At 74.5% G+C, this 24842-nt stretch carries 24 protein-coding genes and 1 pseudogene; 14 read left to right on the forward strand and 11 right to left on the reverse strand.

Going from position 1 to position 24842, the window contains the following annotated elements:
- Positions 1 to 4 precede the first annotated feature (4 nt).
- Entirely contained in the window at positions 5 to 970 is a 966-nt protein-coding gene (locus BJ983_RS15515) for a GGDEF domain-containing protein (protein WP_179794597.1), read from the reverse strand.
- A 193-nt stretch (positions 971 to 1163) separates the two neighbouring features.
- Here BJ983_RS15515 and BJ983_RS15520 point away from each other — a divergent pair, with 193 nt between their 5' ends.
- Together BJ983_RS15520 and BJ983_RS15525 are read left to right on the forward strand one after the other, a co-directional pair.
- A complete protein-coding gene (locus BJ983_RS15520; RefSeq protein ID WP_179794598.1) occupies positions 1164 to 2777 on the forward strand; it encodes a sigma-70 family RNA polymerase sigma factor in 1614 nt (537 codons plus the stop codon).
- Between the two features lie 259 nt (positions 2778 to 3036).
- A complete protein-coding gene (locus tag BJ983_RS15525) occupies positions 3037 to 3693 on the forward strand; it encodes a DUF1707 SHOCT-like domain-containing protein (RefSeq protein ID WP_179794599.1) in 657 nt (218 codons plus the stop codon).
- On the opposite strand, the gene BJ983_RS15530 is transcribed toward BJ983_RS15525, so the two are convergent.
- Positions 3687 to 4943 carry an alpha-hydroxy-acid oxidizing protein gene (locus BJ983_RS15530; protein WP_179794600.1) on the reverse strand — a complete coding sequence of 419 codons (1257 nt, stop codon included), beginning with the start codon at positions 4941 to 4943 and terminating at the stop codon, positions 3687 to 3689. The two genes, BJ983_RS15525 and BJ983_RS15530, sit on opposite strands and share 7 nt — an antisense overlap.
- A gap of 142 nt (positions 4944 to 5085) precedes the next feature.
- Here BJ983_RS15530 and BJ983_RS15535 point away from each other — a divergent pair, with 142 nt between their 5' ends.
- Positions 5086 to 5973: an SAM-dependent methyltransferase gene (locus BJ983_RS15535; RefSeq protein WP_179794601.1), complete on the forward strand. Its 888-nt coding sequence runs from the start codon at positions 5086 to 5088 to the stop codon at positions 5971 to 5973.
- Here the strand turns inward: BJ983_RS15535 and BJ983_RS15540 are convergent.
- On the reverse strand, positions 5951 to 6814 hold the full coding sequence (locus BJ983_RS15540) for an LLM class flavin-dependent oxidoreductase (RefSeq protein WP_179794602.1): 864 nt from the start codon (positions 6812 to 6814) through the stop codon (positions 5951 to 5953). The genes BJ983_RS15535 and BJ983_RS15540 overlap by 23 nt on opposite strands.
- A 267-nt stretch (positions 6815 to 7081) precedes the next feature.
- Between BJ983_RS15540 and BJ983_RS15545 the strand changes: the two genes are divergently transcribed.
- Positions 7082 to 7366 (forward strand): DUF1540 domain-containing protein, encoded by a 285-nt coding sequence (locus BJ983_RS15545; protein ID WP_179794603.1) that lies wholly within the window; start codon positions 7082 to 7084, stop codon positions 7364 to 7366.
- On the opposite strand, the gene BJ983_RS15550 is transcribed toward BJ983_RS15545, so the two are convergent.
- A complete protein-coding gene (locus BJ983_RS15550; RefSeq protein WP_179794604.1) occupies positions 7351 to 7746 on the reverse strand; it encodes a hypothetical protein in 396 nt (131 codons plus the stop codon). The genes BJ983_RS15545 and BJ983_RS15550 overlap by 16 nt on opposite strands.
- 101 nt (positions 7747 to 7847) lie before the next feature.
- Here BJ983_RS15550 and BJ983_RS15555 point away from each other — a divergent pair, with 101 nt between their 5' ends.
- Positions 7848 to 8330, forward strand: a complete 483-nt coding sequence (locus tag BJ983_RS15555; RefSeq protein ID WP_179794605.1) for a GtrA family protein — start codon at positions 7848 to 7850, stop codon at positions 8328 to 8330.
- A gap of 101 nt (positions 8331 to 8431) precedes the next feature.
- On the opposite strand, the gene BJ983_RS15560 is transcribed toward BJ983_RS15555, so the two are convergent.
- Together BJ983_RS15560 and BJ983_RS15565 are read right to left on the reverse strand one after the other, a co-directional pair.
- Entirely contained in the window at positions 8432 to 9712 is a 1281-nt protein-coding gene (locus BJ983_RS15560; protein ID WP_179794606.1) for an ATP-binding protein, read from the reverse strand.
- A 12-nt stretch (positions 9713 to 9724) separates the two neighbouring features.
- Positions 9725 to 10399, reverse strand: a complete 675-nt coding sequence (locus BJ983_RS15565) for a response regulator transcription factor (RefSeq protein ID WP_179794607.1) — start codon at positions 10397 to 10399, stop codon at positions 9725 to 9727.
- A gap of 65 nt (positions 10400 to 10464) precedes the next feature.
- Between BJ983_RS15565 and BJ983_RS15570 the strand changes: the two genes are divergently transcribed.
- The gene (locus tag BJ983_RS15570; protein WP_179794608.1) at positions 10465 to 11262 is read left to right on the forward strand and encodes an inositol monophosphatase family protein; all 798 of its coding nucleotides are present in this window, start codon (positions 10465 to 10467) and stop codon (positions 11260 to 11262) included.
- On the opposite strand, the gene BJ983_RS15575 is transcribed toward BJ983_RS15570, so the two are convergent.
- From BJ983_RS15575 to BJ983_RS15585, 3 genes are all read right to left on the reverse strand, one after another.
- Complete coding sequence (locus tag BJ983_RS15575) at positions 11249 to 11500, reverse strand: hypothetical protein (protein WP_179794609.1); 252 nt, start codon at positions 11498 to 11500, stop codon at positions 11249 to 11251. The genes BJ983_RS15570 and BJ983_RS15575 overlap by 14 nt on opposite strands.
- A gap of 190 nt (positions 11501 to 11690) precedes the next feature.
- Positions 11691 to 12410 (reverse strand): PH domain-containing protein, encoded by a 720-nt coding sequence (locus tag BJ983_RS15580; RefSeq protein WP_179794610.1) that lies wholly within the window; start codon positions 12408 to 12410, stop codon positions 11691 to 11693.
- Between the two features lie 99 nt (positions 12411 to 12509).
- Positions 12510 to 13352 (reverse strand): biotin--[acetyl-CoA-carboxylase] ligase, encoded by an 843-nt coding sequence (locus BJ983_RS15585; protein WP_343054207.1) that lies wholly within the window; start codon positions 13350 to 13352, stop codon positions 12510 to 12512.
- Between the two features lie 82 nt (positions 13353 to 13434).
- Here BJ983_RS15585 and BJ983_RS15590 point away from each other — a divergent pair, with 82 nt between their 5' ends.
- From BJ983_RS15590 to BJ983_RS15605, 4 genes are read left to right on the forward strand one after another with little or no spacing between them, the layout of a single operon-like run.
- Positions 13435 to 15078, forward strand: a complete 1644-nt coding sequence (locus tag BJ983_RS15590; protein ID WP_179794612.1) for an acyl-CoA carboxylase subunit beta — start codon at positions 13435 to 13437, stop codon at positions 15076 to 15078.
- Positions 15075 to 15320 (forward strand): acyl-CoA carboxylase epsilon subunit, encoded by a 246-nt coding sequence (locus BJ983_RS15595; protein WP_179794613.1) that lies wholly within the window; start codon positions 15075 to 15077, stop codon positions 15318 to 15320. The genes BJ983_RS15590 and BJ983_RS15595 overlap by 4 nt, the downstream gene beginning before the upstream one ends.
- A gap of 56 nt (positions 15321 to 15376) precedes the next feature.
- Positions 15377 to 15763 carry a hypothetical protein gene (locus tag BJ983_RS15600; protein WP_179794614.1) on the forward strand — a complete coding sequence of 129 codons (387 nt, stop codon included), beginning with the start codon at positions 15377 to 15379 and terminating at the stop codon, positions 15761 to 15763.
- An 11-nt stretch (positions 15764 to 15774) separates the two neighbouring features.
- Complete coding sequence (locus BJ983_RS15605) at positions 15775 to 16407, forward strand: Maf family nucleotide pyrophosphatase (protein WP_179794615.1); 633 nt, start codon at positions 15775 to 15777, stop codon at positions 16405 to 16407.
- Here BJ983_RS15605 and BJ983_RS15610 read toward each other — a convergent pair.
- Positions 16373 to 17161, reverse strand: a complete 789-nt coding sequence (locus BJ983_RS15610; RefSeq protein WP_179794616.1) for a hypothetical protein — start codon at positions 17159 to 17161, stop codon at positions 16373 to 16375. The genes BJ983_RS15605 and BJ983_RS15610 overlap by 35 nt on opposite strands.
- 258 nt (positions 17162 to 17419) lie before the next feature.
- Here BJ983_RS15610 and BJ983_RS15615 point away from each other — a divergent pair, with 258 nt between their 5' ends.
- From BJ983_RS15615 to BJ983_RS15625, 3 genes and pseudogenes are all read left to right on the forward strand, one after another.
- Positions 17420 to 19222, forward strand: a complete 1803-nt coding sequence (locus BJ983_RS15615; protein WP_179794617.1) for an acetyl/propionyl/methylcrotonyl-CoA carboxylase subunit alpha — start codon at positions 17420 to 17422, stop codon at positions 19220 to 19222.
- Between the two features lie 86 nt (positions 19223 to 19308).
- Positions 19309 to 19761: a DUF1707 domain-containing protein gene (locus BJ983_RS15620; protein ID WP_179794618.1), complete on the forward strand. Its 453-nt coding sequence runs from the start codon at positions 19309 to 19311 to the stop codon at positions 19759 to 19761.
- A gap of 116 nt (positions 19762 to 19877) precedes the next feature.
- Positions 19878 to 21341 (forward strand): annotated as a pseudogene (locus tag BJ983_RS15625) (DHA2 family efflux MFS transporter permease subunit); the annotation flags it as partial.
- Positions 21342 to 22021: 680 nt separating this feature from the next.
- On the opposite strand, the gene BJ983_RS15630 reads toward BJ983_RS15625, so the two are convergent.
- Positions 22022 to 23752: a glycerol-3-phosphate dehydrogenase/oxidase gene (locus BJ983_RS15630; protein WP_179797880.1), complete on the reverse strand. Its 1731-nt coding sequence runs from the start codon at positions 23750 to 23752 to the stop codon at positions 22022 to 22024.
- A gap of 353 nt (positions 23753 to 24105) precedes the next feature.
- On the opposite strand from BJ983_RS15630, the gene BJ983_RS15635 reads away from it, so the two are divergent.
- On the forward strand, positions 24106 to 24837 hold the full coding sequence (locus BJ983_RS15635) for an aquaporin (protein WP_179794620.1): 732 nt from the start codon (positions 24106 to 24108) through the stop codon (positions 24835 to 24837).
- The last annotated feature ends 5 nt before the right edge of the window (positions 24838 to 24842 follow it).

A 24842-nucleotide genomic window follows, 5' to 3' on the forward strand; every position in this document is an offset into this window, starting at 1 on the left:
AAATCTAGTCGTCGACCCCGTCGGGGTCGCCCTCCGGGGCGATCACCGGGACGTCGAACCCGAGGATCCGGTCCCGCCGCGGCACGGCGGGTTCCGCGTCGCGCAGCTTGGCGAGGGTGTCGCCCACCCCGTCGAGGGAGGCGGGCAGGGCGACGATGCGGGCGCTCGGTGCGCCCATGACCCCGGAGGCGCCCGCGAGCCGGCGCGCCAGCATCCCGCGCAGCACCCGGACGCGGGCGGCGAGGCCCTCGCGCGGCGCGAGCACCACGACGGTGGACCGGCCGACCACCGCGATCGTCTCCCCGGCGTCGAACACGACCGCGGCCGCGTCCCCGGCTACGGTCAGCGGCGCGACCCGCGACCAGCCGGCGACCTGCAGCGTGACGACGACGAGGGCGTACCGGTCCCCCACCGACGTCCCGTGCGCGCGGGCCGCCCGGTAGACCTCGGCGAGCCGGGTCCGCAGGTAGCGGGCACTGGCCAGGCCCGAGAGCGGGTCGAGGGCGGCCGCCTCGGAGAGATCCCCGCAGGCCACGTCGGTCCAGCCCAGCGACACCACGCGGACCAGCCGCGAGCCCTCGGCCCCCGGCAGGCCCAGGCGGCGACGCTCCCCGAGAGCCCCCAGGGCACCGCTCACCGCGGTGTGCAGGGCCGCGAGATCGGACAGCGTCTCGTCGAGCCCGATCCCGGCGGCGGCGCGGGCCCCCGCCCAGCGGGTCAGGGCACGCTCCAGCGGCGGGCCGACCCGGCCGGAGAGGACGACGTCGCAGACCTCGTCGACCGCCGGGTCGGGCCACTCGCTCGCCACCGACCACCCGAGGGCGTTGCTGCACGCGAACCAGCGCTCCCGGAGCGCCGCGTGCCCGGGTCCCGGGCGACCGACGCCGGCGCCGCGGGCGAGGGGCTCGGGATCGGCGCCGACGGGTACGTCGTCGACCGCCTCGTCCCTGCGCTCGTCCGCGAGCGTCATCCCACGCACCTCCACCGTCGTTCGTGCCGCCGATCCACCGTCGGGTCGTCCGGTGACCGACGGTGTCGATCCGCCCGGTCGTCGTCGGCTCTCCCCCTGGCGACGCGCGAGACGGTCATCCGTGACGGTGACACTGCCGGGATCCTCCCCGAATCGGCCGCAGACTCGTCGCGGAGGGGGGAGGTGCGCCCAGATGGCCGATGTCGGCGATGTCGCGGCGGGCTCCGGCCTGCCCGGGCCCAGTGACGCCGACCTCCTCGCCGTCATCCGCGGCCGCCCCGCCGACACCGAGTCGACCGTCGCCTTCGGCACCCTCTACGACCGCCACCGCGACGCCGCACGCGCCCTCGCCCGGCAGCTGGCGCGCTCCCCCGCCGACGCCGACGACCTGGTCTCCGCCGCGTTCGCCCGCCTCCTCGAGATCCTGCGCGCGGGCGGTGGCCCCACCGAGGCGTTCCGTGCCTACCTGCTGACCTCGCTGCGCCACCTCGCCTACGACCGCACCCGCGCCGAGCGCCGCCTCGACCTCACCGAGGACATGGGCGAGGTCGTCGGCGTGGACCCCGCACGCACGGTCGTGCCGTTCGCCGACCCCGCCGTCGCCGGCCTCGAACGCTCGCTCGCCGCCCGCGCCTTCGCGACCCTCCCCGAACGCTGGCAGGCCGTCCTCTGGCACCTCGAGGTCGAGGGCGACTCGCCCGCCGACATCGCCCCGCTGTTCGGCCTCACCCCGAACGCCGTCTCCGCCCTCGGGTACCGCGCCCGCGAGGGGCTGCGCCAGGCCTACCTGCAGGAACACCTCTCCGGCGGTGGGCCCGGGGCGCCGCCGAAGGACCGCAGGCACCGGGAGACCGAGGAGAAGCTCGGCGCCTGGACCCGCGGCGGGCTCTCCAAGCGGGACGCCGTGAAGGTCGAGGAGCACCTGCGCGAGTGCGCCGAGTGCCGGGCCCTCGCGGCGGAACTGCGCGAGGTGAACTCCGGGATCGTGCGCACGGCGATCGCGCCCATGGTCCTCGGGGCGGCCCTCGTCGGGTACCTCGCCGCACGGCAGGGCGTGTGGGTCCCGGGCACCGCCGAGCTGGTCGTCGCCGGGAGCGGCGTCGTCGGGGTGCTCGGCGCGCTCGGCGGCCTCACCCGCACCGCGGAGGTCCCGCGCTCCCGGCGCCTCGGGGCGGCCGTCGTCGGCCTCGCGGGACTCGGCATCGCCACCGCGACCGCGCTCACCGCGGTCGGCCCGGACACCCCCGTCGCCGCTCCCCCCGCGGTCCTCCTTCCCGACGTCGGGTCGGTGCCGGTCCCGCCGCCCGCTCCCGCGCCCGTTCCCGACGGCGGGTCGGCGCCGGGCCCGGGGTCCGGCGCTGCGGGGACGGGCTCCGCGAGGTCGCCCGGCATGGGGTCGGGCGTCCGCGCGGGGTCGGCCGACGCGGGGTCGGGCGCCCGTGCGGGGTCGGCCGACGCGGCCGGTCGGGACCCCGGTGCGAGATGGTCCGAGGGGTCCCCTCGCCCTGACGGGTCGCCCGGCTCCGACGGTCCCCCGCGCTCCGACGGTCCCCCGCGCTCACACGGTTCCCCGGGCTCCGGCGGGTCGCCCGGCTCCGGCGGAACCCCGGGCCGGGGGTCGTCGCGCCCGACCACCACCGTCCCGTCGTCGGGAACGGTGACCTCGGGCCACTGGGGCACCGACGGGAGCAGCCTCACCGCCGGCGGCCGGCTCGTGGACCTGGACGCCCTCGAGCGGGACCTCGTCAGCGACCGCCTCCCCCGCAAGGGCCTGCTGGAACCGGTCCTGGACGTGCTCCTCCACTGATCACCGGATGTCCGGTGCCGTCGGGCCCCCGACGCAACCGCACTGGGCACCCGCTCGACCGGCCCGCCCCGCCCGGGACCTGGATCCGCGACGTTCCGGTGATCGCGGTCGACCAGCCGTGCGTCGATGGCGCCATCGACGCGTCCGGTGACACGGATCGGCCACCGACGCCGGAGCGAGCGTGGCGGGCTGCTGACACTCGACGTCAGCGGTGGCACGCGGCTGACAAAGCGGTCGGCGGCGCGGGAGAGTGCACGCCATGAGCGACCCGACCCCTGCCGTCCGCGCGTCGGACGTCGAACGCGAGCAGGTGGCCGACCTCGTCCGGCGGGCCGTCGGGGACGGACGGCTCACGATGGTCGAGGGTGACGAGCGGCAGCGGGCCGCCTACGCCGCGACCTTCCGGCACGAGTTGGCGCCGATCACGGCGGACCTGGAGCCGACCAGGGAAGCCGCCCGACCCGCCGTCGGGAAGGAGCTCGTGCAGCGGCCGGACTCGACCGGGTCGATCGCCGTGATGAGCGGGGCCGACCGGGCCGGGACGTGGACGCCGGGGCTCACGCACCGCGCGGTGAGCGTGATGGGCGGGACGAACCTCGACCTGCGGCACGCGCAGCTGGACGGCCGCGGCGTGACGCTGCAGATCGTGTCGATCATGGGCGGGGCGAACGTCGACCTGCGCGGGGTCGGTCAGGACGTCACGGTGCAGGCGTTCGCGCTGATGGGCGGGTGCGAGGTCGTCGTCGACCCGGACACCGTCGTGGAGGTCACGGGCGTGGGGTTCATGGGCGGCTTCGCCGACCAGGCCGGCGCGCCCGCGCGGCCGGGAGGGCCCCGTGTCCGGGTCACCGGCTTCGCGATGATGGGCGGCGTCTCGGTCTCCCGCCGCCCGCTCGCCGTCGAGGGCGCTCAGTAGCGGCGCCCCACCTCCAGCTCCGAGGCGCGGGAGGCCCCGGCCAGCCCGACGGTGAGGTCGAGCTCGGCGAGCACGTCCGCGACCACCTGCTCGACGCCGTCCGCGCCGGCGAGGGCGAGCCCCCAGACGAAGGGCCGCCCGAGGCACACCGCGCGGGCCCCGAGGGCCAGGGCGACCGCGACGTCCGCGCCGGTGCGCACCCCCGAGTCGAGCAGCACCGGCAGCCGGTCGGCCACCGCCCCGACCACACCGGGCAGCGCGTCGAGCGCGGCGACCGCGTGGTCGACCTGCCGCCCTCCGTGGTTGGACACCAGCACCGCGTCGACCCCGGCGTCGACCGCCCGTCGGGCGTCGTCGGGGTGCAGGACGCCCTTGAGCACCACCGGGAGCGAGGTCCGCGACCGGAGTGTCGCGACGTCGGCCCAGCTCAGGTGCGGGCGGGAGTAGACGTCGAGGAACGTCTCGACGGCGGCCCGGGGCAGCGGGGAGCGCAGGTTCTCCAGCGGCGACCCCGGGAAGTTCCGCGTGATCTCCAGCAGCGTCCGGACGGCCTGAGGGGTGACGCGCGGGGCCGGACCCGACCGCGGGGCCGCCGCCCGCTCCCGCGCGAGCCGCGAGAACACCGGGTCGGACGTGTACTGCGCGATGCCGAGCCCGCGACTGAACGGCAGGTGCCCGAGGTCGAGGTCCCGCGGGCGCCAGCCGAGCATCGTCGTGTCGAGGGTGACGACGACGGCCTCGCACCCGGTCGCCTCGGCCCGCGCGAGGAAGCTGTCGACGAGGTCGTCGGAGGTCGACCAGTAGAGCTGGAACCACCGCCGTCCGATCCCGGCGAGCGACTCCATCGAGGCGCCCGCCTGATTGCTGACGATCATCGGCACCCCCGCGGCGGCCGCACCCCGGGCCACCGCGAGGTCCGCGCCCCGGCGCACGAGGTCGAGGGCGCCGATCGGCGCGAGCAGCAGCGGGTGCTCGAGACGGCGACCGAACAGCTCGACGGAGAGGTCCCGGGACCCGACGTCGCGCAGGACCCGCGGGACGGTCTGCCACCGCTCGAAGGCCGCCCGGTTGGCCCGGACCGTGGCCTCGGCGCCCGCCCCACCGGTCACGTACGCGTCGGCGCGCCGCGACATCGCCCGCCGTGCGCGCTGCTCGAGCTCGCCCGTCGTCGTCGGGACCCGGGGCCGGGCGCCCGAGACGCCGTCGCGGTAGACCTGCTCCTGGCGGGCGCGGCCCGCGCCGATCGTCATGGCACGGTCGTCTAGCACGAACCGCGGCCCGATGCCGTGCGAGCACGGACGGTGTCGGACCTCTCACGCTCCGCTTGTGCGGGACCCGGGGTCCCGCGATGCTGATTGTTGACGCTAACAATCGGTTCTCGAGGAGGCGGACGTGACGGACAGCCGTTTCGAGCAGTGGGACGTGGTGTCGAGCGTGGGTCTGACGGCGCTGGTCGTCGCGGCGGGACGGGCGGTCGACACGCACCGGCCCGACGGCCTCATCTCCGACCCGTACGCCGAGGCGTTCGTGCACGCCGCGAACCCGCCGCAGCCGCTCGCGACCCGGCCGACCGAGCCGACCGACGACTCCGAGGACCAGCTCTGGCAGATGATGTCGGGCTACATGGGGACGCGGACCCGGTTCTTCGACGAGTTCTTCGCCGGCGCCGGGCAGCGGGGTCTCCGCCAGGTCGTCGTGCTCGCGTCGGGCCTGGACACCCGCGCCCAGCGGCTCGACTGGCCCGCCGGGACCGTGCTCTACGAGGTCGACCAGGCCAAGATGATCGAGTTCAAGGACGCCGTGCTCGACCAGGAGGGCGCCACCCCGCGCTGCGACCGCCGCACGGTGCTCGCCGACCTGCGCGACGACTGGCCCGCCGCCCTGGCCGCGGCCGGGTTCGACCGGGACACCCCGACCGCCTGGCTCACCGAGGGCCTGCTCCCCTACCTGCCCGCCGAGGCCCAGACCGCTCTCGTGGACGCGATCGACGAGCTCTCGGTCCCGGGCTCGGAGTGGGCGATCGAGGACTTCACGAACATCACCCAGCAGTTCGACGACCCCGCCTTCCGCCGGGTCGCGGCCACGATGGGTGTCGACATGCGGCAGTTGCTCTACAGCGACGAGCGCCCCGACCCTGCGGCGACGCTGCGGTCCCGGGGGTGGACCACCGAGTCGTTCGTGGCCACCGAGGTCGCGAAGTCCTACGGCCGCACCCTCGATCCGCTCACCCAGCGCCTCAACGGGCAGAGCTCGCTGGTCACGGCGACGAAGGGACGGTGATCGCGGTCAGCACGTCCTCGTCGCCGGCGAACACGCCCTCGCGGCGTGGCCACGCGACGGCGACGTCGGTGAAGCCGAGCTCGCCCGCCCGACCCACCACGTCGTCGAACAGGCCTGCCGAGGACAGCGGGTAGACCGGTGCGCCGTCGGTGTTGAGGACGCGCCGTCCGGACGCCGGGTCGTGCCCGGCCCGCGCGCGGGCCTCGCCGTACGCCGTGCCGAGGTCCGCGACACCGGCCCACCACCCGTCGAGGTCGTCCCCGCCGCGCCCCGTGGTCACCCAGCCCTCGCCGAGCCGGGCGGCGAGGTCGACGGTCCGCGGCCCGTCGGCGGCGAGGACGAAGGGCACCCGCGGCCGCTGCACACAGCCCGGAGCGGTGCGGGCCTCGACCGCCTCGTAGTACGTCCCGTGGTGGGTGACCCGCTCCTCGGTGAGCAGGCGGTCGAGCAGCACCGTGAACTCCTCGAACCGGGCGAGCCGGCTGCCCGGCCGCGGCAGGCCGAGCACCTCGGTGTCGTAGCCGCGCGGGGTCCCCGCGCCCAGCGCTGCGGTGAAGCGCCCCCGGGAGAGGTCGTCCAGGGTGATCACGTCGCGGGCGAACGGGACCGGCGAGCGCACGTTCGGGCTCACGACGAACGGCCCGATCTCGATCCGCTCGGTGACCAGCGCGGCCAGCGCCAGGGTCGGGACCGCCCCGTACCAGGGCCCGTCGACGAGGGTGCGCCAGCCGAGGTGGTCGTAGGTCCAGCCGGTGGCGAAGCCGAGCTCCTCGACCGCGCGCCAGCGCCGGGTCGCCTCGTCGCGCGGGTGCTCGGGCAGGACGGTCAGGCCGATGCGCACGACGCGGGAGTCTGCCCGGACGTGAACAGCAGGTGAGGACGGGGGCAAGGGCCGATCGGGCGAAGGTCAGGCACGCCTTGGTCACGGCGGTCGGGGCGATGACCCGATCCGGTGACACATGTCGCGATCGAGTCCGCCGCCCACGGTCGCGGCGGGTCCTCCGGCGCTATCACCGCAGGTCAGGGCCGCGTCTTCCCGACGGCAGGTGGAGGTGAGTGGAGCCTTCGCTTGCTGTTGGGACCCGGGAGAACCGGACATCCTGACCACATGACTTCGATGCGCGAGTTGCCGACCGTCCAGTCCTGCGCCGCGACCAGCTGTTCGTACAACGAGGGCTCCTCCTGCCACGCCGGCGCCATCACCGTGGGCGGCTCGGCCTGCGGCACCTTCGTCGAGATCTCGTTCCGTGGCGGCGTCGAGGCCGGTGGCCTCGTCGGTGCCTGCCACCGGTCCGAGTGCAAGTTCAACGACAAGCTCGAGTGCACCGCCTCGTCGGTCGAGATCGGCCAGGGCGCCGACGTCGCCGACTGCCTGACCTACGAGGCCAGGTAGGACTCGCCCAGGCGTTCCAGGGCGAGGGCGCCGGTCCGGTCGGCCCGCAGCGCCCCGTCCGCCACCGCGACCGCCGCGACCGGGTCGACGTCGTCCACGAGGACGGCGGCCCCGGTCGCGGCCAGGTCGCGCAGACCGGCGAGCACCGTGCGTCGGTCCGCCGCGTCGAGGCCGTCGGTGAGCCGGTCCGCGAGCACGATCGCGGCGCCGGCCGCCGAGGCCACGGTCGCCCGTCGCGCCTCCGGCGACTCGTCCTTCGCGGCCGTCAGCCGCACCACGCCGGGGACGCACCCGTCGTCGAGCGCCGCCATCACCCGGCGCCGGACCAGACCCGGACCGAGCAGGGTGGTCACCTCGCCCACCGGCAGCCGCAGCGACATCGCGTCCTCCCTCGATCGTGACTGAGGTGAGCCTAAGCTTGCCTTCTCGACCTGTCGATCCCCCGGTCTCCGTCGTCGGCGAGGTCCTAGACTCGGCCCCGATGAGCCCTGCCGCCGGGTCCCGCCTGTCGCGCCTGTCCCTGGCGTGGCACCGGCACGGCGAGCTGGTGCGCTTCGCCCTCGTCGGGGCGAGCACCTTCGTGGTGGACACCGCAGTGTTCGTGCTGCTCAAGAGCACGGTGCTGGAGCCGAAGCCGGTCACCGCGAAGATCCTGGCCGTGCTCGTGGCCACGGTCGTCGGCTACGTCGCGAACCGCGAGTGGTCGTTCCGCGCCCGGGGCGGGTTGGCCCGTCGTCGGGAAGCGGTCCTGTACTTCCTCGTGAGCGGCGCCGCCCTCGCGGTCAACGCCGCCCCGCTCGGGGTGTCGCGCTACGTCCTCGACCTCGCCACCCCGGCCGTCACGCCGTTCACCGAGCAGGTCGCCGACCTCGTGAGCGCGCAGGTCGTGGGCACCCTGCTCGCGATGGGCTTCCGCTGGTGGGCCTTCCGCCGCTGGGTCTTCCCGACGGCGCTGTCGGGCTGACGGCCCCTCCCCTCGTGGCAGGAAAGCATCGATGCTGTCTCCGGGCGACAGCAACGACGCTCTCCTGCCATGGGGAGGGCCGTCGGCGCGGGGTAGGTCGATCAGCGCGGCCCGGTCGCGGGCAACGGGCGCGGTGCGGCCACCGCCTGGTCGGTGCGGGGCACCGGCAGGAACAGGGCGAACACGGCGGGCTTCGTGCGGGCCAGCTCGAGGCGCCCGCCGTCGGCCTCGACGAGGGCCCGGGCGAGAGCCAGCCCGACCCCGGTGGACGCGGCTCCGGACACCCCGCGGTCGAACACGTGCGGGGCGAGCTCGGACGGTACGCCGTCGCCGTGGTCGGAGACCTCCACGACGATCGTGTCGTGGTCGGAGTGCCGGGCCGCGATCGTGATGGTGCCGCCGCCGTGGCGCAGGGCGTTGTCCACCAGGACGCCGAGGGCCTCCCGGAGCCGCGCGGAGGTCGCCCGCGCCACGAGGCCGTCCGCGACCCGCACCCGCAGGGCGCGCCCCTGACCGGCGGCCGCGTCCTGCCACTCGTCGGCCACGGCCGCGAGCTCGCCGTCGAGTTCCAGGGGCGACGCGCTCGCCGCGCGGGCGGCCCGGGCCGAGCTCAACAGCTCGTCGAGGACCTCGGCGAGCCGTTCGGCCTGCTCCAGGGCGGCGCCGCCCTCCGCCGAGACCTCGGGGTCGGGGTGCGAGGACAGCTCGTCGAGCCGCAGCTGCAGGGCCGTGAGCCGGCTCCGCAGCTGGTGGGAGACGTCGCCGACGAGGTCCCGTTCGCGTTGCACGAGCTCGGCCAGCGCCACCGCGGACGAGTCGAGGACGTCGGCGACCCGGTCCAGCTCCGGGATGCCGTGCCGCAGCGGCGCCTGCCGGAAGTCGCCGGCGCCGAGCCGCGCGGCCCGGCCCGCCACCTGCTGCAGCGGGTCGGCGAGCCGCCGGGCGGTGAGCGTCGCGACCACCGCCCCGACCGCCACCGACAGCACGATCGCCGTGAGCACGAGGGCCGTCGCCTGCAGCTGCCGCGAGCGCATCTCGGCCGCGGGTTCGGCGATCACCGCGGAGCCGTTGATGCCGAACGAGGCGCTCTCGGCGATCTGGCCGGGGTCGGCGGTGTCGCCGATCGCGCTCGTCCCGCGGGGCGTGCGCACCACCAGTGAGCCGCCCGGCGGCACGGCGATCGCGACCGCCGACAGGTCCACCGGCCGGTCGGTCTGCAGCTGCGAGTCGAGCGTGGCCACCACCTGGCGGAGCCGTCCGGCGAGCTCGGCGTGGGTGAAGTCCTCCACGAGCCGCCAGGTGGTCAGGGCCAGCGGGCCGCCGAGGACGGTGACGGTGATCGCGACGACGAGCAGCGTCGAGATCAGGATGCGGCGCCTCACGGGGGTCCAGGCCTACGTGTTGAAGCGGAACCCGACCCCGCGCACCGTCGAGATGCGCTTGCCACCCGACGGTCCGCCGTCGGTGTCGCCGAGCTTGCGGCGCAGCCACGACATGTGCATGTCGAGGGTCTTGGAGGTCTTCATCTCCGGGTCGTTCCAGACCTCGCGCAGGATCTCCTCCCGCGACACCACCTGGCCGGCGTGGGCGAGCAGCACCCGGAGGAGCTCGAACTCCTTGTTGGCCAGGCCGACCTCGGTGCCGTCCACCAGCACGCGGCGGGCCGAGGGCTCCATCCGCACGCCCCCGGCGTCGAGGATCTCCGGGGCCCGACGGCGGAGGAGCGCCCGCACCCGCGCCAGCAGCTCGGCCAGGCGGAAGGGCTTGCCGACGTAGTCGTCGGCGCCCGCGTCGAGACCGACGACGAAGTCGACCTCGTCGGTGCGGGCGGTGAGCATCAGCACCGGCAGGTCCGGCTTCCCGGCACGCACCCGGCGGCAGACCTCGAGACCGTCCATCCCGGGGAGCCCGAGGTCGAGGACCATGAGGTCGACCTCGCCCTCGCCGGCGCGGGTCACCGCGGTCGGGCCGTCGTCCACCACGGCCACCTCGTACCCCTCGCGGGTGAGGGCCCGGGACAGCGGCCCGGCGATCGCCGCATCGTCCTCGACGAGGAGCACCGTGGTCATGAACGACCAGCGTAGACCGCCCCGTGCACGATCCGTGTAGGACGTTCACCCGGCAGGATGGGCGGGTGACCGATGACCTCGAAGCGGACCTCGACCTCGCCCGGCGGATCGCCGACGCCGCCGACCGTGTGACCCTGTCCCGGTTCCGCGCGAGCGACCTGCAGGTGGACCGCAAGCCGGACCGGACCCCCGTCACCGACGCCGACGTCGCGTGCGAGGACGAGGTCCGCCGCCTCATCGCCGCGGAGCGTCCCGACGACGCGGTGCTCGGCGAGGAGCGCGGGTCGTCGGTGGAGGACCCCGCCGCCCGGCACTGGATCGTCGACCCCATCGACGGCACGAAGAACTACTCCCGCGGCGTGCCCGTGTTCGCGACCCTGCTCGCGCTGATGAGCGGCAGGGAGCCCGTCGTCGGGGTGGTGAGCGCCCCCGCCCTCGGGCGTCGGTGGTGGGCCGCGCGCGGGCAGGGCGCGTTCACTTCCGACGTGGCGCGCGGGATCACCGCGGCTCCGCTGTCGGTCTCGGGCGTGGCCGACCTGGCGGACGCCTACGTCTCCACCACCGACCTCGACTACTGGCGCGAGATCGGCACCCGCGACCGCTGGCTCGCCCTCACCGAGGCCACCTGGGAGAGCCGCGCGTTCGGCGACTTCCACCACCACATGCTCGTCGCCGAGGGCCTGATGGACGCGGCCGTCGAGCCCGGGGCGAGCGCCTGGGACCTGGCCGCCCCCGCGATCGTCGTCCGCGAGGCCGGCGGGCGGCTCACCGACTTCTCCGGTGGCGAGCGCATCGACGGCGGCGAGGCGCTGTCGACCAACGGCGTGCTGCACGACGCGGTACTGGGGATCATCCGACCCTGAGCGACCCCCGCATCATCTGCGTCCACGCCAGCCGGCCGAAGACGTGGAAGCAGGCCGCGGACTCCTCCTCGAACCGCGTCCACGAGTACCGCTCGCCGCCCTCGAACCAGTAGACCTCCCACGTGCGCTCCGGGCCGGGGTGGACCACCCACACCCGGTCGACCCGGCCCGGCGTCCCGACCACGACCGTGCCCGGGGCCAGCCCGAGCGCCTCGATCCACCCCGGCAACGCGTCCACTCCCACACGGGTGCTGACGGTGCCGGGCGGTGATCGGTTCCGTCGCCGTCCCCGCGTTCCGAGCGAGAGTGCCGTTCGCAGCATCTATGTGCGCGAGAGTGCCGTTCGCTCAGAACGGGGCGAGTGCGCGAGAGTGCCGTTCGCAGCATCTATGTGCGCGAGAGTGCCGTTCGCTCAGAACGGGAGCGCCTCAGCGGCCGGCGGGGAGTTCCCGACGACGGGAGGAGAGGCGCCGCAGGCGCGGGAAGCGTTCCGGTTCCGGCTCGTCGTCCCACTCGGCGTCCTCGACGTCGTCGGAGTCGTGGTCGGCCCCGTCCCGGTCGTCCCACTCGTCGTCGAGGTCGGTCGCGGTCCAGTCGTCGGCCTCGTCGTCGGGGTCGGCATCGTCGTCGTCCCAGCCGCCCCAGCGGTCGGGGTCGAGGCCGCCGCGCCGCTCGGCCATGCGTTCGACCTCGGCCGCCACCCGCTCGACCCGGCCGAGCCCGTCGAAGCGCCACGGCTCCCGGGTGTCGTCGACGCCGACCACGAGCGTGCCCGCGCCGAGCAGCCGGTCGATGCCGGTCCGGACGGTGCGCACGGTCGTGATGCTGCGCCCGACGACCACGATCCCGGAGCGCGAGAAGACGCCCTCGCGCACCAGCACCCGTCGGTCGGTGACGACGAAGTGCGTGGCCCGCCAGCGGGCGACCGGGGCCACCGAGAACCACCCGAGCAGCCCCACCGCGACGACCCCGACCGCGATGAGCACGGCCGTCGACCACGACGTCGGGCGCGCGACCGCGACCAGCCACGCGCCGACGAACGCCACCACGGGCGGCAGGAGCGCGGGGACCACGAGCATCCGCCAGTGCGGCCGGACGTGGCGCACGACGCGCTCACCGGCGACGAGCAGCCGTTCCGGGTACGCCACGGCGCTCCCCCTCCCGCCGTCGGTGCGCCGATCGAGGGTATCCGCGCGACGGCCGGTGTTCGAGGTCCCGCGCCGCGACCGGGCCCCGGACGGGTGAGCTCAGGCGGCGCGGACGTGCACCACGTCGCCGGCGGCGACGGTGGTCGTGCCGCCGCCGGGCTCGCGGACCACGAGGCGGCCGTCGTCGTCGACGTCCTCGGCCACCCCGAGCAGCTCGCGGTCGCCGGGCAGCAGCACCCGCACCTCGCGGCCCAGCGTCGCGCACCGGCTCCGGTAGCCCGAGAGCAGGCCGGAGCGGGCGGCGTCGCCGCGGGCGGCCCGCCAGTCGTCCTCCAGCGAGGCGAACACCGCGAGCACGTCCCCGAGGACGTCCGGCCGGGTCCGCCGCACGCTCTGCGCGAGCAGCGAGGTGCCGCCCTCGGGCAGCTCGGCCTCCGGGGTGGACACGTTCAGACCGATCCCGACGACGAGCGCGTTGCCGGCCTCGCCGCCGGGCACGACCTCGGAGAGGATGCCCGCACCCTTGCGCTGGTCGGGGCCGAGGAGCAGGTCGTTCGGCCACTTCAGGGCGGCCTCGAGGGTCGCGACGGACGCCGGGGCGCGGTAGTCCTCCAGGGCCACCACGAGCGCGAGGCCCGCGAGCAGCGGCGCCCAGCCCCAGTGCTCGGCGGGGACCTGCGTGGGCCGCAGCAGCAGCGAGAAGGTCAGCCCCTCCGCCGGGCCCGACTCCCACGTGCGCGACCGGCGACCCCGACCCGCCGTCTGGTGGTGGGCGACGAGGACCGACCGGTCGGGGGCCCCCGCCGCGGCGGCCGCGGCGAGGTCGGCGTTGGTCGAGCCCGTGGCGTCCACCACGTCGAGGCGCGCCCACGCGCCGACGGGGGCGACGGCGGTGGTCTGCAGCGCCTTCCAGGCGGCGGCGTCCTTCACTCCCGGGATCACCCCGAGCACGGTAGAGGAGTGCCCCGAATCACCCCCGCGCACCAGTGGGTGCGGCACCGTGGACCTCGCTATGGTCCGGCCCATGACCGCCGCGACGAAGCCGCCCCCCGAGCCCGACGAGGCCGCGGACGAGCCCGACGTCCACACCTCCGCCGGCAAGCTCGCGGACTGGCACCGGCGCCAGGACGACGTCGTCCACGCCGGCTCGGAGCGGGCCGTCGAGCGGCAGCACGCCAAGGGCCGCAAGACCGCCCGCGAGCGCCTGGAGCTGCTGCTCGACGAGGGCAGCTTCCTCGAGTTCGACGCGATGGCCCGCCACCGCTCCACCAACTTCGGCCTCGAGGCCAACCGGCCCTACGGCGACGGCGTGGTCACCGGCCAGGGCACCGTCGACGGCCGCCCGGTGTGCGTGTTCTCCCAGGACGCGACCGTCTTCGGCGGGGCGCTCGGCGAGGTCTACGGCGAGAAGATCGTCAAGGTCATGGACGTGGCCATGAAGATCGGCTGCCCCGTCGTCGGGATCAACGACGGCGGCGGCGCGCGCATCCAGGAGGGTGTCGTCGCGCTCGGGCTCTACGGCGAGATCTTCCGCCGCAACTCGCACGCCTCCGGCGTCGTCCCGCAGATCTCCCTGGTGATGGGTCCGGCGGCCGGCGGTGCGGTGTACTCCCCCGCGCTCACCGACTTCACGGTGATGGTCGACGAGACCTCGTTCATGTTCATCACCGGGCCCGACGTCATCAAGACCGTCACCGGCGAGGACGTCGAGTTCGAGACCCTCGGCGGCGCCCGGACCCACAACACCACCTCCGGCAACGCGCACTACCTCGCCTCCGACGAGGACGACGCGATCGCCTACGTGCAGGAGCTCCTGGGCTACCTGCCGTCGAACAACCTCTCCGAGCCGCCGCGGCTGCCCGCCGACGAGGAGTCGGGCGCGATCGAGGAGAGCCTCTCCGAGGCCGACCTCGAGCTGGACGCGCTGGTGCCGGACTCCCCGAACCAGCCCTACGACATCCGCGAGGTCATCCGCCGGGTCGTCGACGACGAGGAGTTCCTGGAGGTCCAGGAGCTCTACGCGGCGAACATCGTGGTCGGCTACGGCCGCATCGAGGGCCGCCCGGTCGGCTTCGTCGCGAACCAGCCCTCCCAGCTCGCCGGCTGCCTGGACATCGGCGCCAGCGAGAAGGCCGCACGCTTCGTGCGCACCTGCGACGCGTTCAACGTGCCCGTGGTGACCTTCGTCGACGTGCCGGGCTTCCTGCCCGGGACCGACCAGGAGTACAACGGCATCATCCGGCGCGGCGCGAAGCTGATCTACGCGTACGCCGAGGCGACCGTCCCGCTGATCACCGTCATCTGCCGCAAGGCCTACGGCGGGGCCTACGACGTCATGGGGTCCAAGCACCTCGGCGCCGACCTCAACCTCGCCTGGCCGACCGCCCAGATCGCCGTCACCGGCGCGTCCGGCGCCGTGAGCATCCTGTACCGCAAGGAGCTCAAGAAGGTCGAGGACTCCGGCGGGGACGTCGCGGCCCGCCGGGCGGAGCTGCAGCAGGAGTACGAGGACACCCTCGCCAACCCCTACGTCGCCGCCGAGCGCGGGTACGTCGACGCGGTCGTCCCGCCGTCGTGGACCCGCGGCTACATCGCCCGCGCGCTGCGCTCGTTCTCGACCAAGCGCGAGACGCTGCCGGCCAAGAAGCACGGGAACATCCCGCTGTGACGGGCCCTGAGGACGAGGTTCCGGACGACGGGCCGCAGCGGCCCGTGCTGCGCATCGTCCGGGGCGACCCGTCGCCCGAGGAGGTGGCCGCGCTCGCCGTCGTGCTGGCGGCCGCCTCCGGGGGCGGCGGCGCGGAGGAGGACACCGGCCCCCGCTCGGTGTGGACCGAGCGGTCGGCCCTGGTGCGCCGCCCGCTGCACCCGGGTCCGGGCGCCTGGCAGGCGTCGGCGCTGCCGCGCTGAGGCCTGAGTAGCACCACGGATCCTGCTTCTACCCGTCGTCGGGAAGCCTCGGCGGCATGACGGGACACGTGGCGCGGACGGTCGGTCGACAGCTGTACGGGATCACGCTGCTGGTGCTGAGCCCGGTGCTCGTCCTCCTGCTGGTCCTCCGGGCCCTGGTGCGGCCGCCGAAGCGCAGGGTGGCGATGAACGCGCAGGCCGCCGCCGACCGGGTCCTCCCGGGCGTCGTGCGCGTGCTGGGAGTGCAGGGCATGGGCGAGGCGGGCGGTTTCGGGGTGCGCGCCGTCCTGGTCGAGGACCCCGACGTCGCCGTCTCCTGGGGCTGCGACCACTGGTCCAGGCCGGGTTCGCCGTACGAACGGGCCATCGTCCCCGCCGTCGCGGCGGCGCGGGCGGCGACGGCCGGGCCTGCCGGGCCTGCCGGGACGCAGCCCGGCCCCTAGGGTCGCGCCCCGTGCGTCTCGTCCTCGGTTCCGCGTCCCCCGCCCGCCTCGGTGTGCTGCGCTCGGCGGGCGTGGAGCCCGACGTCATCGTCTCGGAGGTCGACGAGGACGCCCTGCTCGCCCAGCTCGACGACGCGACCTCGGCGGAGAAGGTCACCGCCCTCGCGCTGGCGAAGGCGCGGGCGGTGGCCGGTCAGGTGCCGGTCGAGGAGGGCGACGTCGTCGTCATCGGGTGCGACTCGATGCTCGACATCGACGGCGAGCTGGTCGGCAAGCCGCACACCGTGGAGAACGCCCGCGCCCGCTGGGAGCGGATGGCGGGCCGGCACGGCGAGCTCGTCACCGGGCACGCCCTCGTGCGGCTGCGCGCCGGCGTGGTCGAGGCCGAGATCTCGGGGCACGCGACGACGTTCGTGACCTTCGCCGAGCCCACCCCGGCCCAGCTGGAGGCCTACCTGGCGTCGGGTGAACCGCTGGCGGTCGCAGGGGCGTTCACCCTCGACGGCCTCGGGGGGTGGCTCGTGGAGGGCATCCAGGGCGACCCGTCGAACGTGATCGGCATCAGCCTGCCGCTCGTCCGCAAGCTCCTGGCGGAGCTCGGCGTCGAGGTCAGCGACCTGTGGCGGGTGCCGACGTCGGGCTGACCCGGGCACCCGGCGTGGGCGAGGCCGGCGGGGTGCTCGTCCGTCCGCTCGTCGCGCCCGTCGAGGAGAGCGACCGGACGATGCGGTCGGCGGCGGTCGCGTCCGCGCCCTGGGTGCGGCCCGGAGTCGCCACCGCCAGGAGCGCCAGCCCGGGCCCCCCGCGGGCGCCGGCGACCGTCGTGACGCGCACGAGCGTGCCGTCCGGGGTGCGCCGGACGGAGGTGAAGGCGTCGCGGCCGTCGAGGGACGACGCGGTGTCCGAGACCGTGGCGATGCGGCCGGTCCCGTCGCCGCGGATGCCGTCGGCGAACGCCCCGACCAGCCGCCGGGCCTCGTCGGCCAGCGCGTCCTCGCCGAACCCACGCGCCGGGTCGAGCCGGCCCACGAGCACGGCAGCCCGGGTCCGGTCCCCGCCCAGGGTCAGCACGGTCGGGAACCGGCCCGGCGTCACGGGGACGAGGTCCTGGTCGCGGGCGGACGCCCAGCCCGGCTCCGTCGCGACCGTGGCGCCCAGCGTCGGGTCGCCGACCCGTCCGGGCCGGGTGGTCACCGCGGGAGCGGTGGGGGTCGCGGCGGCCGGCGCGGCCACCGGGGAGACCGGCCCTCCGGACGCGCTCGTGGCCCGCTCGTCCCGCTGGGCGGCATCGGCGTCCGCACCGGCGGCGGTCGCGACCGCCGCCACCGTCCCGGCCAGGGCCGCGACGGACGCGCACACCGCGGCCGCGGGGCCCCACCATCGTCCGCGTCGGCTCATCGGGAGACGACGGTAGCGACCGGCCCACGCGGGCCGGTCACCGCCCGTCGTCGGGAAGGTCCGCGCTGTGGCCATGACCACGCGCGACGCGGTGTCGCGGGGCCGTGAGGTGCGGGAGAGTCGCCGAGAACGGTCACGCCCGACCGTTCCCGCACCACTCGATCGATCTTCCGTGCGCGGCAGCCCTACACTGCGCCCGATTCCCCTGCCCGACTCCACCGCCGCGACGACGCGACCGCCCCCCGGGAGGCTCCTCCGATGGCTCCGCAGGCTCAGCAGGACGCCCTGCACACCGTGCTCATCGCCAACCGGGGTGAGATCGCGGTCCGTGTGGCGCGGGCGTGCAAGGACGCAGGCCTGACGAGTGTCGCGGTGTACGCCGACCCGGACCGGGACGCCCCGCACGTGCGGATCGCCGACCAGGCCTTCGGCCTCGGCGGGGAGTCCGCCGCGGACTCCTACCTGAACATCGAGAAGCTCCTCGACGCCGCGAAGCAGTCCGGCGCGAACGGCATCCACCCCGGCTACGGGTTCCTCTCGGAGAACTCCGACTTCGCCCAGGCCGTCATCGACGCCGGGCTGATCTGGATCGGCCCGTCCCCGCAGGCCATCCGCGACCTCGGTGACAAGGTCACCGCCCGCAAGATCGCCGAACGCGCCGGCGCGCCGCTGGTCCCGGGCACCAAGGACCCCGTCGCCGACGCCGACGAGGTCATCGCCTTCGCCGACGAGCACGGCCTGCCGGTCGCGATCAAGGCCGCGTTCGGCGGCGGCGGGCGCGGCATGCGCGTCGCCCGGGAGCGCTCCGAGATCGCCGAGATGTTCGACGCCGCCGTCCGCGAGGCGGTCTCGGCATTCGGGCGCGGCGAGTCGTTCGTGGAGCGCTATCTCGACCGGCCCCGCCACGTCGAGGCCCAGGTCCTGGCCGACCAGCACGGCAACTGCATCGTCGTCGGCACCCGGGACTGCTCGCTGCAGCGGCGCCACCAGAAGCTGGTCGAGGAGGCCCCCGCGCCGTTCCTGTCCGACGAGCAGCGCAAGCGCATCCACACCTCCGCCCGCGACATCTGCCTCGAGGCCGGTTACTCCGGCGCCGGGACCGTGGAGTTCCTCGTCGGCGAGGACGGCACGATCTCCTTCCTGGAGGTCAACACCCGCCTGCAGGTCGAACACCCCGTCTCCGAGGAGACCTCCGGCCTCGACCTCGTGCGCGAGCAGTTCCGGATCGCCAACGGTGAACACCTGCGGATCACCGAGGACCCCGAGCCGCGCGGGCACTCCATCGAGTTCCGGCTCAACGGCGAGGACGCCGGCCGCGGGTTCCTGCCCGCGCCGGGCACCGTGACCCGCTTCGTCGCCCCCTCCGGGCCCGGCGTGCGCGTCGACGCCGGCGTCGAGAACGGCTCGGTCATCGGCGGGAACTTCGACTCCATGGTCGGCAAGCTGATCGTCACCGGCGAGGACCGCCAGCAGGCCCTCGAGCGCTCCCGCCGCGCCCTCGACGAGATCGTCGTCGACGGCCTCCCCACCGTCATCCCCTTCCACCGCCTCGTCGTCACCGACCCCGCCTTCACCGCCCCCGACGGCGCCTCCTCGTTCACCGTCCACACCCGCTGGATCGAGACCGAGTGGGACAACACCGTCGAGCCCTACGTCTTCGAGGGTGCCGACGACGACGAGGACGAGGCCGCCCCGCGGCAGACCGTCGTCGTCGAGGTCGGCGGCAAGCGCCTCGAGGTCTCGCTGCCGGGTGACCTGGCCATCGGCGGCGGGGGCGGCGGCGCCGCGGCCCCGGCCGCGAAGAAGAAGTCGCGCAAGCGGGCCGGCGGCGGCGCGAAGGTCTCCGGCGACGCCGTGACCTCGCCGATGCAGGGCACCGTCGTCAAGGTCGCGGTCTCCGAGGGCGACACCGTCTCCGCGGGCGACCAGATCGTCGTCGTCGAGGCCATGAAGATGGAGAACCCGGTGACCGCGCACAAGGACGGCACCGTGACCGGCCTGTCGGTCGAGGCGGGCGCCTCGGTGAACCAGGGCGCCGTGATCTGCGAGATCGCCGACTGAGTCCTCGCCCTGGTGGCAGGAAAGCGTCGTTGCTGTCATCCGGCGCCAGGAAAGCCACATCGTCGGGCGCGGCCTATCGTGGATCCGTGGGCGAACTGCGGATCGGCAACCGCGAGCGCGAGCTCGCGATGGCCGCGCTCGACGAGCACCTCCGCGAGGGCCGGCTCGAGCCCGGCGAGTACGCCGAGCGTTCGGCCGTCGCCTCGACCGCCCGGTTCCGTTCGGAGCTCGACGGGCTGTTCACCGACCTCCCCGAGCCGCGCCCGGCCTTCCCCCGCTCTCTTCCCGACGCCGGGTCGGTGCCGGTGGGCGGCCCTGCCCCACCTCCGGCCGCCGCTCCCGCGCGGGACGACCTGCCCGAGCTCGTCGCCCCGATCGGGGCCAGGCTCGGGCGGCACGCGGGGTTGTTGTCCGCCCTCGCCCCGGCGATCGCCCTCGTCCTGTTCCTCGTGACCGGGCTGCGGTTCCCGCAGGTCTTCCTGCTGGTCCCCGTGGCGATCGGGGTCCTCGCCTACCTCGGACACCGCCACGGCGGGTGATTCCTCTCCCGACCGCCGGTAAAGCGGTCGGACGTCGTCAGGGGTCCGTGGTTACCTGGTGACACGGCATCGACGCCGGCCGCCCCGAAGCCCGCCCTTGGAAAGGTGCGTCACCCATGGCCACGGCCCCGACCACACCGGACGCCCCCGCGGCGGCCGACGACGCCGCCGCGCCCGATCCCGGGAGCACGCGCGCGGGCGTGGTGATCGCGGTACTCGTCGTGTCCGCGTTCGTCATGATCCTCAACGAGACGATCCTGTCGGTCGCGCTGAACGACCTGACGCGGGACCTCGGCGTCTCCACCACCACGGTGCAGTGGCTGACCAGCGGGTTCCTCCTCACGATGGCCGTCGTCATCCCGACGACGGGCTTCCTGCTCGAGCGGTTCACCCCGCGGCAGGTGTTCCTCGCGTCGCTGACGCTGTTCAGCATCGGCACGCTGGTCAGTGCGCTCGCGCCCGGCTTCGGCGTGCTCCTCGTCGGGCGCGTGGTGCAGGCGTGCGGGACGGCGCTGATCATCCCGCTGCTGATGACCTCGGTGATGCGGCTCGTGCCGGAGCACAAGCGCGGCTCGATGATGGGGACGATCTCGATCGTCATCGCCGTGGCGCCGGCCATCGGCCCCACGATCGGCGGCGCCGTCCTGGCCTCGCTCGGCTGGCGCTGGATGTTCTGGATCGTCCTGCCGCTCGCGATCCTGGCGCTCCTGCTCGGCGCGGCCCTCATGCGGCTGCCCTCGCAGACCCGCTCGGTCCCGCTCGACGTGCTCTCGGTCCTGCTGTCGGCGCTCGGCTTCGGCGGCATCCTCTACGGGTTCTCCGCGATCGGGGAGTCCGGCGGCTCCGGCCCGCACGTGGCGCCGTGGATCCCGCTGGTCGTCGGCGCGGTGAGCCTCGTGCTGTTCGTGCTGCGCCAGCTCTCCCTGCAGAAGCGGCACGCCGCCCTGCTCGACCTGCGGCCGTTCACCCACCGCACCTTCGTGGTGTCGCTGATCCTCGCCGCGCTGCTGTTCATGGCGCTGCTCGGCGCGGCCGCGATCCTGCTGCCCCTCTACCTGCAGACGGTGCTGCAGCAGGGCACCTTCGTCACCGGACTCGCGGTGTTGCCCGGTGGTCTCGTGCTCGGTCTGCTGGGCCGGCCGGTCGGGGCGCTCTTCGACCGCTACGGCGCGCGGCCGCTGGTCATCCCGGGTGCCCTGGCGATGGCCGCCTCGCTCTGGGGCTTCGCCTCGCTGAGCGCTGCGTCGCCGCTGTGGCTCGTGATCGTCATCCACATGGTGCTCATGGCGGGCCTCGGGCTGATGATGACGCCGCTGATGACGTCGTCGCTGGCGGTCCTCCCGGGGCCGCTCTACTCCCACGGCAGCGCGATCCTGGCCACGCTGCAGCAGGTGGCGGGCGCGTTCGGCACGGCCGCGTTCGTCACGATCTCGGCGATCGCGTCGGCCACGGCGGGTGGCTCGCCCGACGCGCAGGGCCTGCGGACCGGGTTCATGGCGGCCGGTGTCGTCGGTGTCCTCGCGCTGATCGTGTCGTTCTTCCTGCCCCGCCGGATCGTCGCGGCGTCCGATGCCGACGCGCCCGACGCCGGGACGGCCGAGGTCGAGACGGCCGCCGACGCCCCGGAGGTCGACCCGCGCGCCGGGTCCGCCTCCGCGGTCGAACCCGGCGACGCCGCCGACCGAGCCACCGACACGGGCCCGGTGCCCGTCGCGGCGGGTGCCTCGAACGGCTCCGCGCACGGGGCGAAGGTCGTCGGGCAGGTCACGTTGGCCCGCCGCGGCGAGGCGGTCGTGACGCTCGTCGACGAGCACGGCGTCCAGCACGGGCGGGCCGAGACGTCGGACGGGTCCTACGACCTCGCGCTCCCCGGCTCGGGCGCGTGGCTCGTCGTCATCAGCGCGCCGGGGCACGCCCCGCGCGCCGACCGGGTCGTGGTCGGCGGGCACACGCCGGAGCTGCGACACGACGTGACGCTCCTCGGCTCGGAGCCGCTCGCCGACGACGCCCTCTCCCCGGAGCCGCTGACCTCGCAGAGCTGACGGTGTCCAGGACGACAGAACGGCCCCACCCGACTCGGGTGGGGCCGTTCTGTCGTTCGGTCCGTCCGCCGCGAGGGTGACACCAGGCAGGCCCACGGGGCTCCCGGGCTGCCTCACGTACATCTCGCGGTCGGACGCCTCGAGCCCGTCGTCGCAAGGGTGACACCAGGCAGGCCAGCGGGCCTCGCGGGCTGCCTGATGTACCCCTCGCGGGGGGCTCAGCCCGTTCCGAGCGGCTCGAGCTGCTCGCGCCGAGGGTCGGGCGCGGCGAGCCGGAGCTTGTCGGCCTCCTCGTCGCTCTCCACCGTCTGCGACCGCCGCTCCGCCTCGACCCGCTCGACGTAGGAGCGAACCTCCTCGTCGCGGGTCTCGGTGCTCCAGCCGAGCAGCGGCGCCATCTGGTCGGCCACCGACTCCGCCGAGTCGACGCCGCGGTGGGCGTACTCGATGGAGATGCGGGTGCGGCGGGTCAGCACGTCGTCGAGGTGCAGCGCGCCCTCGTAGGCCACCGCGTAGGCGATCTCCACGCGCAGGTAGTCGGGCGAGCCCGGGACCGGCTCGCGCAACGTCGGGTCGTCCTCGGTCATCGCGAGCAGTCCGTGCAGCAGCGAGCCGTACCGGTCGAGCAGGTGCCGCACGCGGTGCGGGTGGAGGTCGTACTGCCGCCCGATGTGCTCGGCCTGGTTGACCAGCGCGAAGTAGCCGTCCGCGCCGATCAGCGGGACCCGGTCGGTGATCGACGGCGCGACCCGGGCCGGGATGTCCTGGACGGCGAGGTCGAGGGCGTCCTTGGCCATGACGCGGTAGGTCGTGTACTTGCCGCCGGCGATCGACACCATGCCCGGCATCACCCGCGACACGGCGTGCTCGCGGGAGAGCTTCGAGGTCTCCTCGCTCTCGCCGGCGAGCAGGGGCCGCAGCCCGGCGTAGACGCCCTCGATGTCGTCGTGGGACAGCGGGGTGACCAGCACGGCGTTGATGTGCTCGAGCAGGTAGTCGATGTCGTGGCGGGTCGCCGCCGGGTGGGCGAGGTCGAGCCGCCAGGTGGTGTCGGTGGTCCCGACGATCCAGTGGTTGCGCCACGGGATGACGAACAGCACCGACTTCTCGGTCCGCAGGATCATGCCCACGTCCGACGGGATCTTGTCGCGGGCGACCAGGAAGTGCACGCCCTTCGAGGCGTTCACCTTGAACCGGCCGCGGGTGCCCGCGGCGTGCTGCATCTGGTCGGTCCACACCCCGGTGCAGTTCACGACGACGTGCGCGCGCACGTCGGTCTGCCGCCCGGTCTCGACGTCGCGGACCCGCACCCCGGCGATCCGGTCGACCTCGTGGATGAAGTCGACGACCTGGGTGGACGTGCGGACGACCGCGCCGTACTGGGCGGCGGTGCGGCCCACCATCATCGTGTGGCGGGCGTCGTCGGCCTGGGCGTCGTAGTAGCGCACCGCGCCGACGAGCGCGTCGCGCTTGAGCGCCGGCGCCATCCGCAGGGCGCCCGAGCGGGTCAGCTGCTTCTGCTTGGGCAGCGAGCTCTTGCCGCCCATCGTGTCGTAGAGCGTGATGCCGGCGGTGACGTACGGGCGCTCCCACACGTGATGGGTCAGCGGGTACAGGAACGGCACCGGCTTGATCAGGTGCGGGGCGAGCCGGGTCATGTTCAGCTCACGCTCGAACAGCGCCTCACGGACCAGCCCGAAGTCGAGCTGCTCGAGGTAGCGCAGACCGCCGTGGAAGAGCTTCGACGACCGGCTCGACGTCCCGGCCGCCAGGTCGCGCGCCTCGACGAGGGCGACCGAGAGACCACGGGTGGCGGCGTCGAGCGCGGCACCCACGCCGACCACTCCCCCGCCCACGACGACGACGTCGAACAGCTCGTTCTGCAGGCGGTCCCACGACCGCTCGCGCTCGGCCGGGCCGAGCCGGGCGGGTTCGGTGACGGCGTCCAGCGACTCGGCCTCCGGCGTGCGGGCGCCGGCCGCCGTGGGCTCGCTCGCACCGTTCTCGGCGGACTTGGCAGCCACGTCGGGCCTCCTCGTACGTTCGGTGTCAGGCCTCTGCTCCGTGCGGCGCAACAGGGGCTCACCCCGTCGTCACCTGCGGCAACGCACCCGGGGTCCCCCGCCGCGGCACCTCTCACGCTACCCGCGCGAGGGTGTCCCCGAGGGTGATCGACCCGCCGTCGGGAAAGCGCTTTCGTCCTGATCCAAGACCATAGACACATGTGACGTGCACGACTAGCGTCCGCCGCGCTCATCGACGCCGAACGGGCTGCGTCGAGGGCACGACGGGGGAGGTCGACGTGACTCCGGTCCTCAGTGGCGGCGAGATCATCCTGTGGGAGTTCCTCGGCACGGCGGTCCTGCTGCTCTTCGGCGTCGGGGTGGTCGCGAACGTGATCCTGCCCCGGTCGAACCAGGACGGGGACACGGCGCCGTGGGTGCTGATCGTCATCGGCTGGGGCGTCGGTGTCTTCGCCGGCGCGAGCATCGCCAACCCCACCGGGGGACACATCAACCCCGCCGTCACCCTCGGCCTCGCGATCGCCGGGAAGACGCCGTGGGCCGAGGTGCCCTTCTACCTGATCGGCCAGTTCCTCGGTGCGTTCGTCGGCGCGGGGCTGGCCTGGCTGCTCTACAAGCTGCAGTTCGACCACAACCGGGAGCACAACGCCGAGACGGTCGGCATCTTCGCGACCAACCCGCCGATCAAGAAGCCGATCTGGAACCTGATCAGCGAGACGATCGCGACCTTCGTGCTGCTGCTGTTCCTCCTCGAGGCGCCCTACGACTCCCCCGCGAACTACGCGGCGGTGACCGCCCTCGTCGTCGGGATCGGCGCGGCCCTCGGTGGCCCGACCGGCTACGCCATCAACCCCGCCCGTGACCTCGGGCCGCGCGCCGCGTACGCGGTCCTGCCCATCCCCGGCAAGGGCACCGCCGACTGGGGCTACTCCTGGGTGCCGATCGTCGGCCCTTTCCTCGGCGCGGCGCTCGCCGCCCTGGTGGCCCTCGTCCTGCCCGCCTCCAGCTGACACGA

This window comes from Actinomycetospora corticicola (assembly GCF_013409505.1).
GTDB lineage: Bacteria > Actinomycetota > Actinomycetes > Mycobacteriales > Pseudonocardiaceae > Actinomycetospora > Actinomycetospora corticicola.

Bases quoted from the DNA above. Each gene is read 5' to 3' on its own strand.
- BJ983_RS15555 (WP_179794605.1), top strand. From the start codon at position 7,848: ATGAGCCCTGCCGCCGGGTCCCGCCTGTCGCGCCTGTCCCTGGCGTGG.
- BJ983_RS15520 (WP_179794598.1), top strand. From the start codon at position 1,164: ATGGCCGATGTCGGCGATGTCGCGGCGGGCTCCGGCCTGCCCGGGCCC.
- BJ983_RS15565 (WP_179794607.1), bottom strand. From the start codon at position 10,399: ATGACCACGGTGCTCCTCGTCGAGGACGATGCGGCGATCGCCGGGCCG.
- BJ983_RS15615 (WP_179794617.1), top strand. From the start codon at position 17,420: ATGGCTCCGCAGGCTCAGCAGGACGCCCTGCACACCGTGCTCATCGCC.
- BJ983_RS15530 (WP_179794600.1), bottom strand. From the start codon at position 4,943: ATGACGATCGGCGCGGGCCGCGCCCGCCAGGAGCAGGTCTACCGCGAC.
- BJ983_RS15610 (WP_179794616.1), bottom strand. From the start codon at position 17,161: ATGAGCCGACGCGGACGATGGTGGGGCCCCGCGGCCGCGGTGTGCGCG.
- BJ983_RS15550 (WP_179794604.1), bottom strand. From the start codon at position 7,746: ATGTCGCTGCGGCTGCCGGTGGGCGAGGTGACCACCCTGCTCGGTCCG.
- BJ983_RS15515 (WP_179794597.1), bottom strand. From the start codon at position 970: ATGACGCTCGCGGACGAGCGCAGGGACGAGGCGGTCGACGACGTACCC.
- BJ983_RS15590 (WP_179794612.1), top strand. From the start codon at position 13,435: ATGACCGCCGCGACGAAGCCGCCCCCCGAGCCCGACGAGGCCGCGGAC.
- BJ983_RS15525 (WP_179794599.1), top strand. From the start codon at position 3,037: ATGAGCGACCCGACCCCTGCCGTCCGCGCGTCGGACGTCGAACGCGAG.
- BJ983_RS15600 (WP_179794614.1), top strand. From the start codon at position 15,377: ATGACGGGACACGTGGCGCGGACGGTCGGTCGACAGCTGTACGGGATC.
- BJ983_RS15545 (WP_179794603.1), top strand. From the start codon at position 7,082: ATGACTTCGATGCGCGAGTTGCCGACCGTCCAGTCCTGCGCCGCGACC.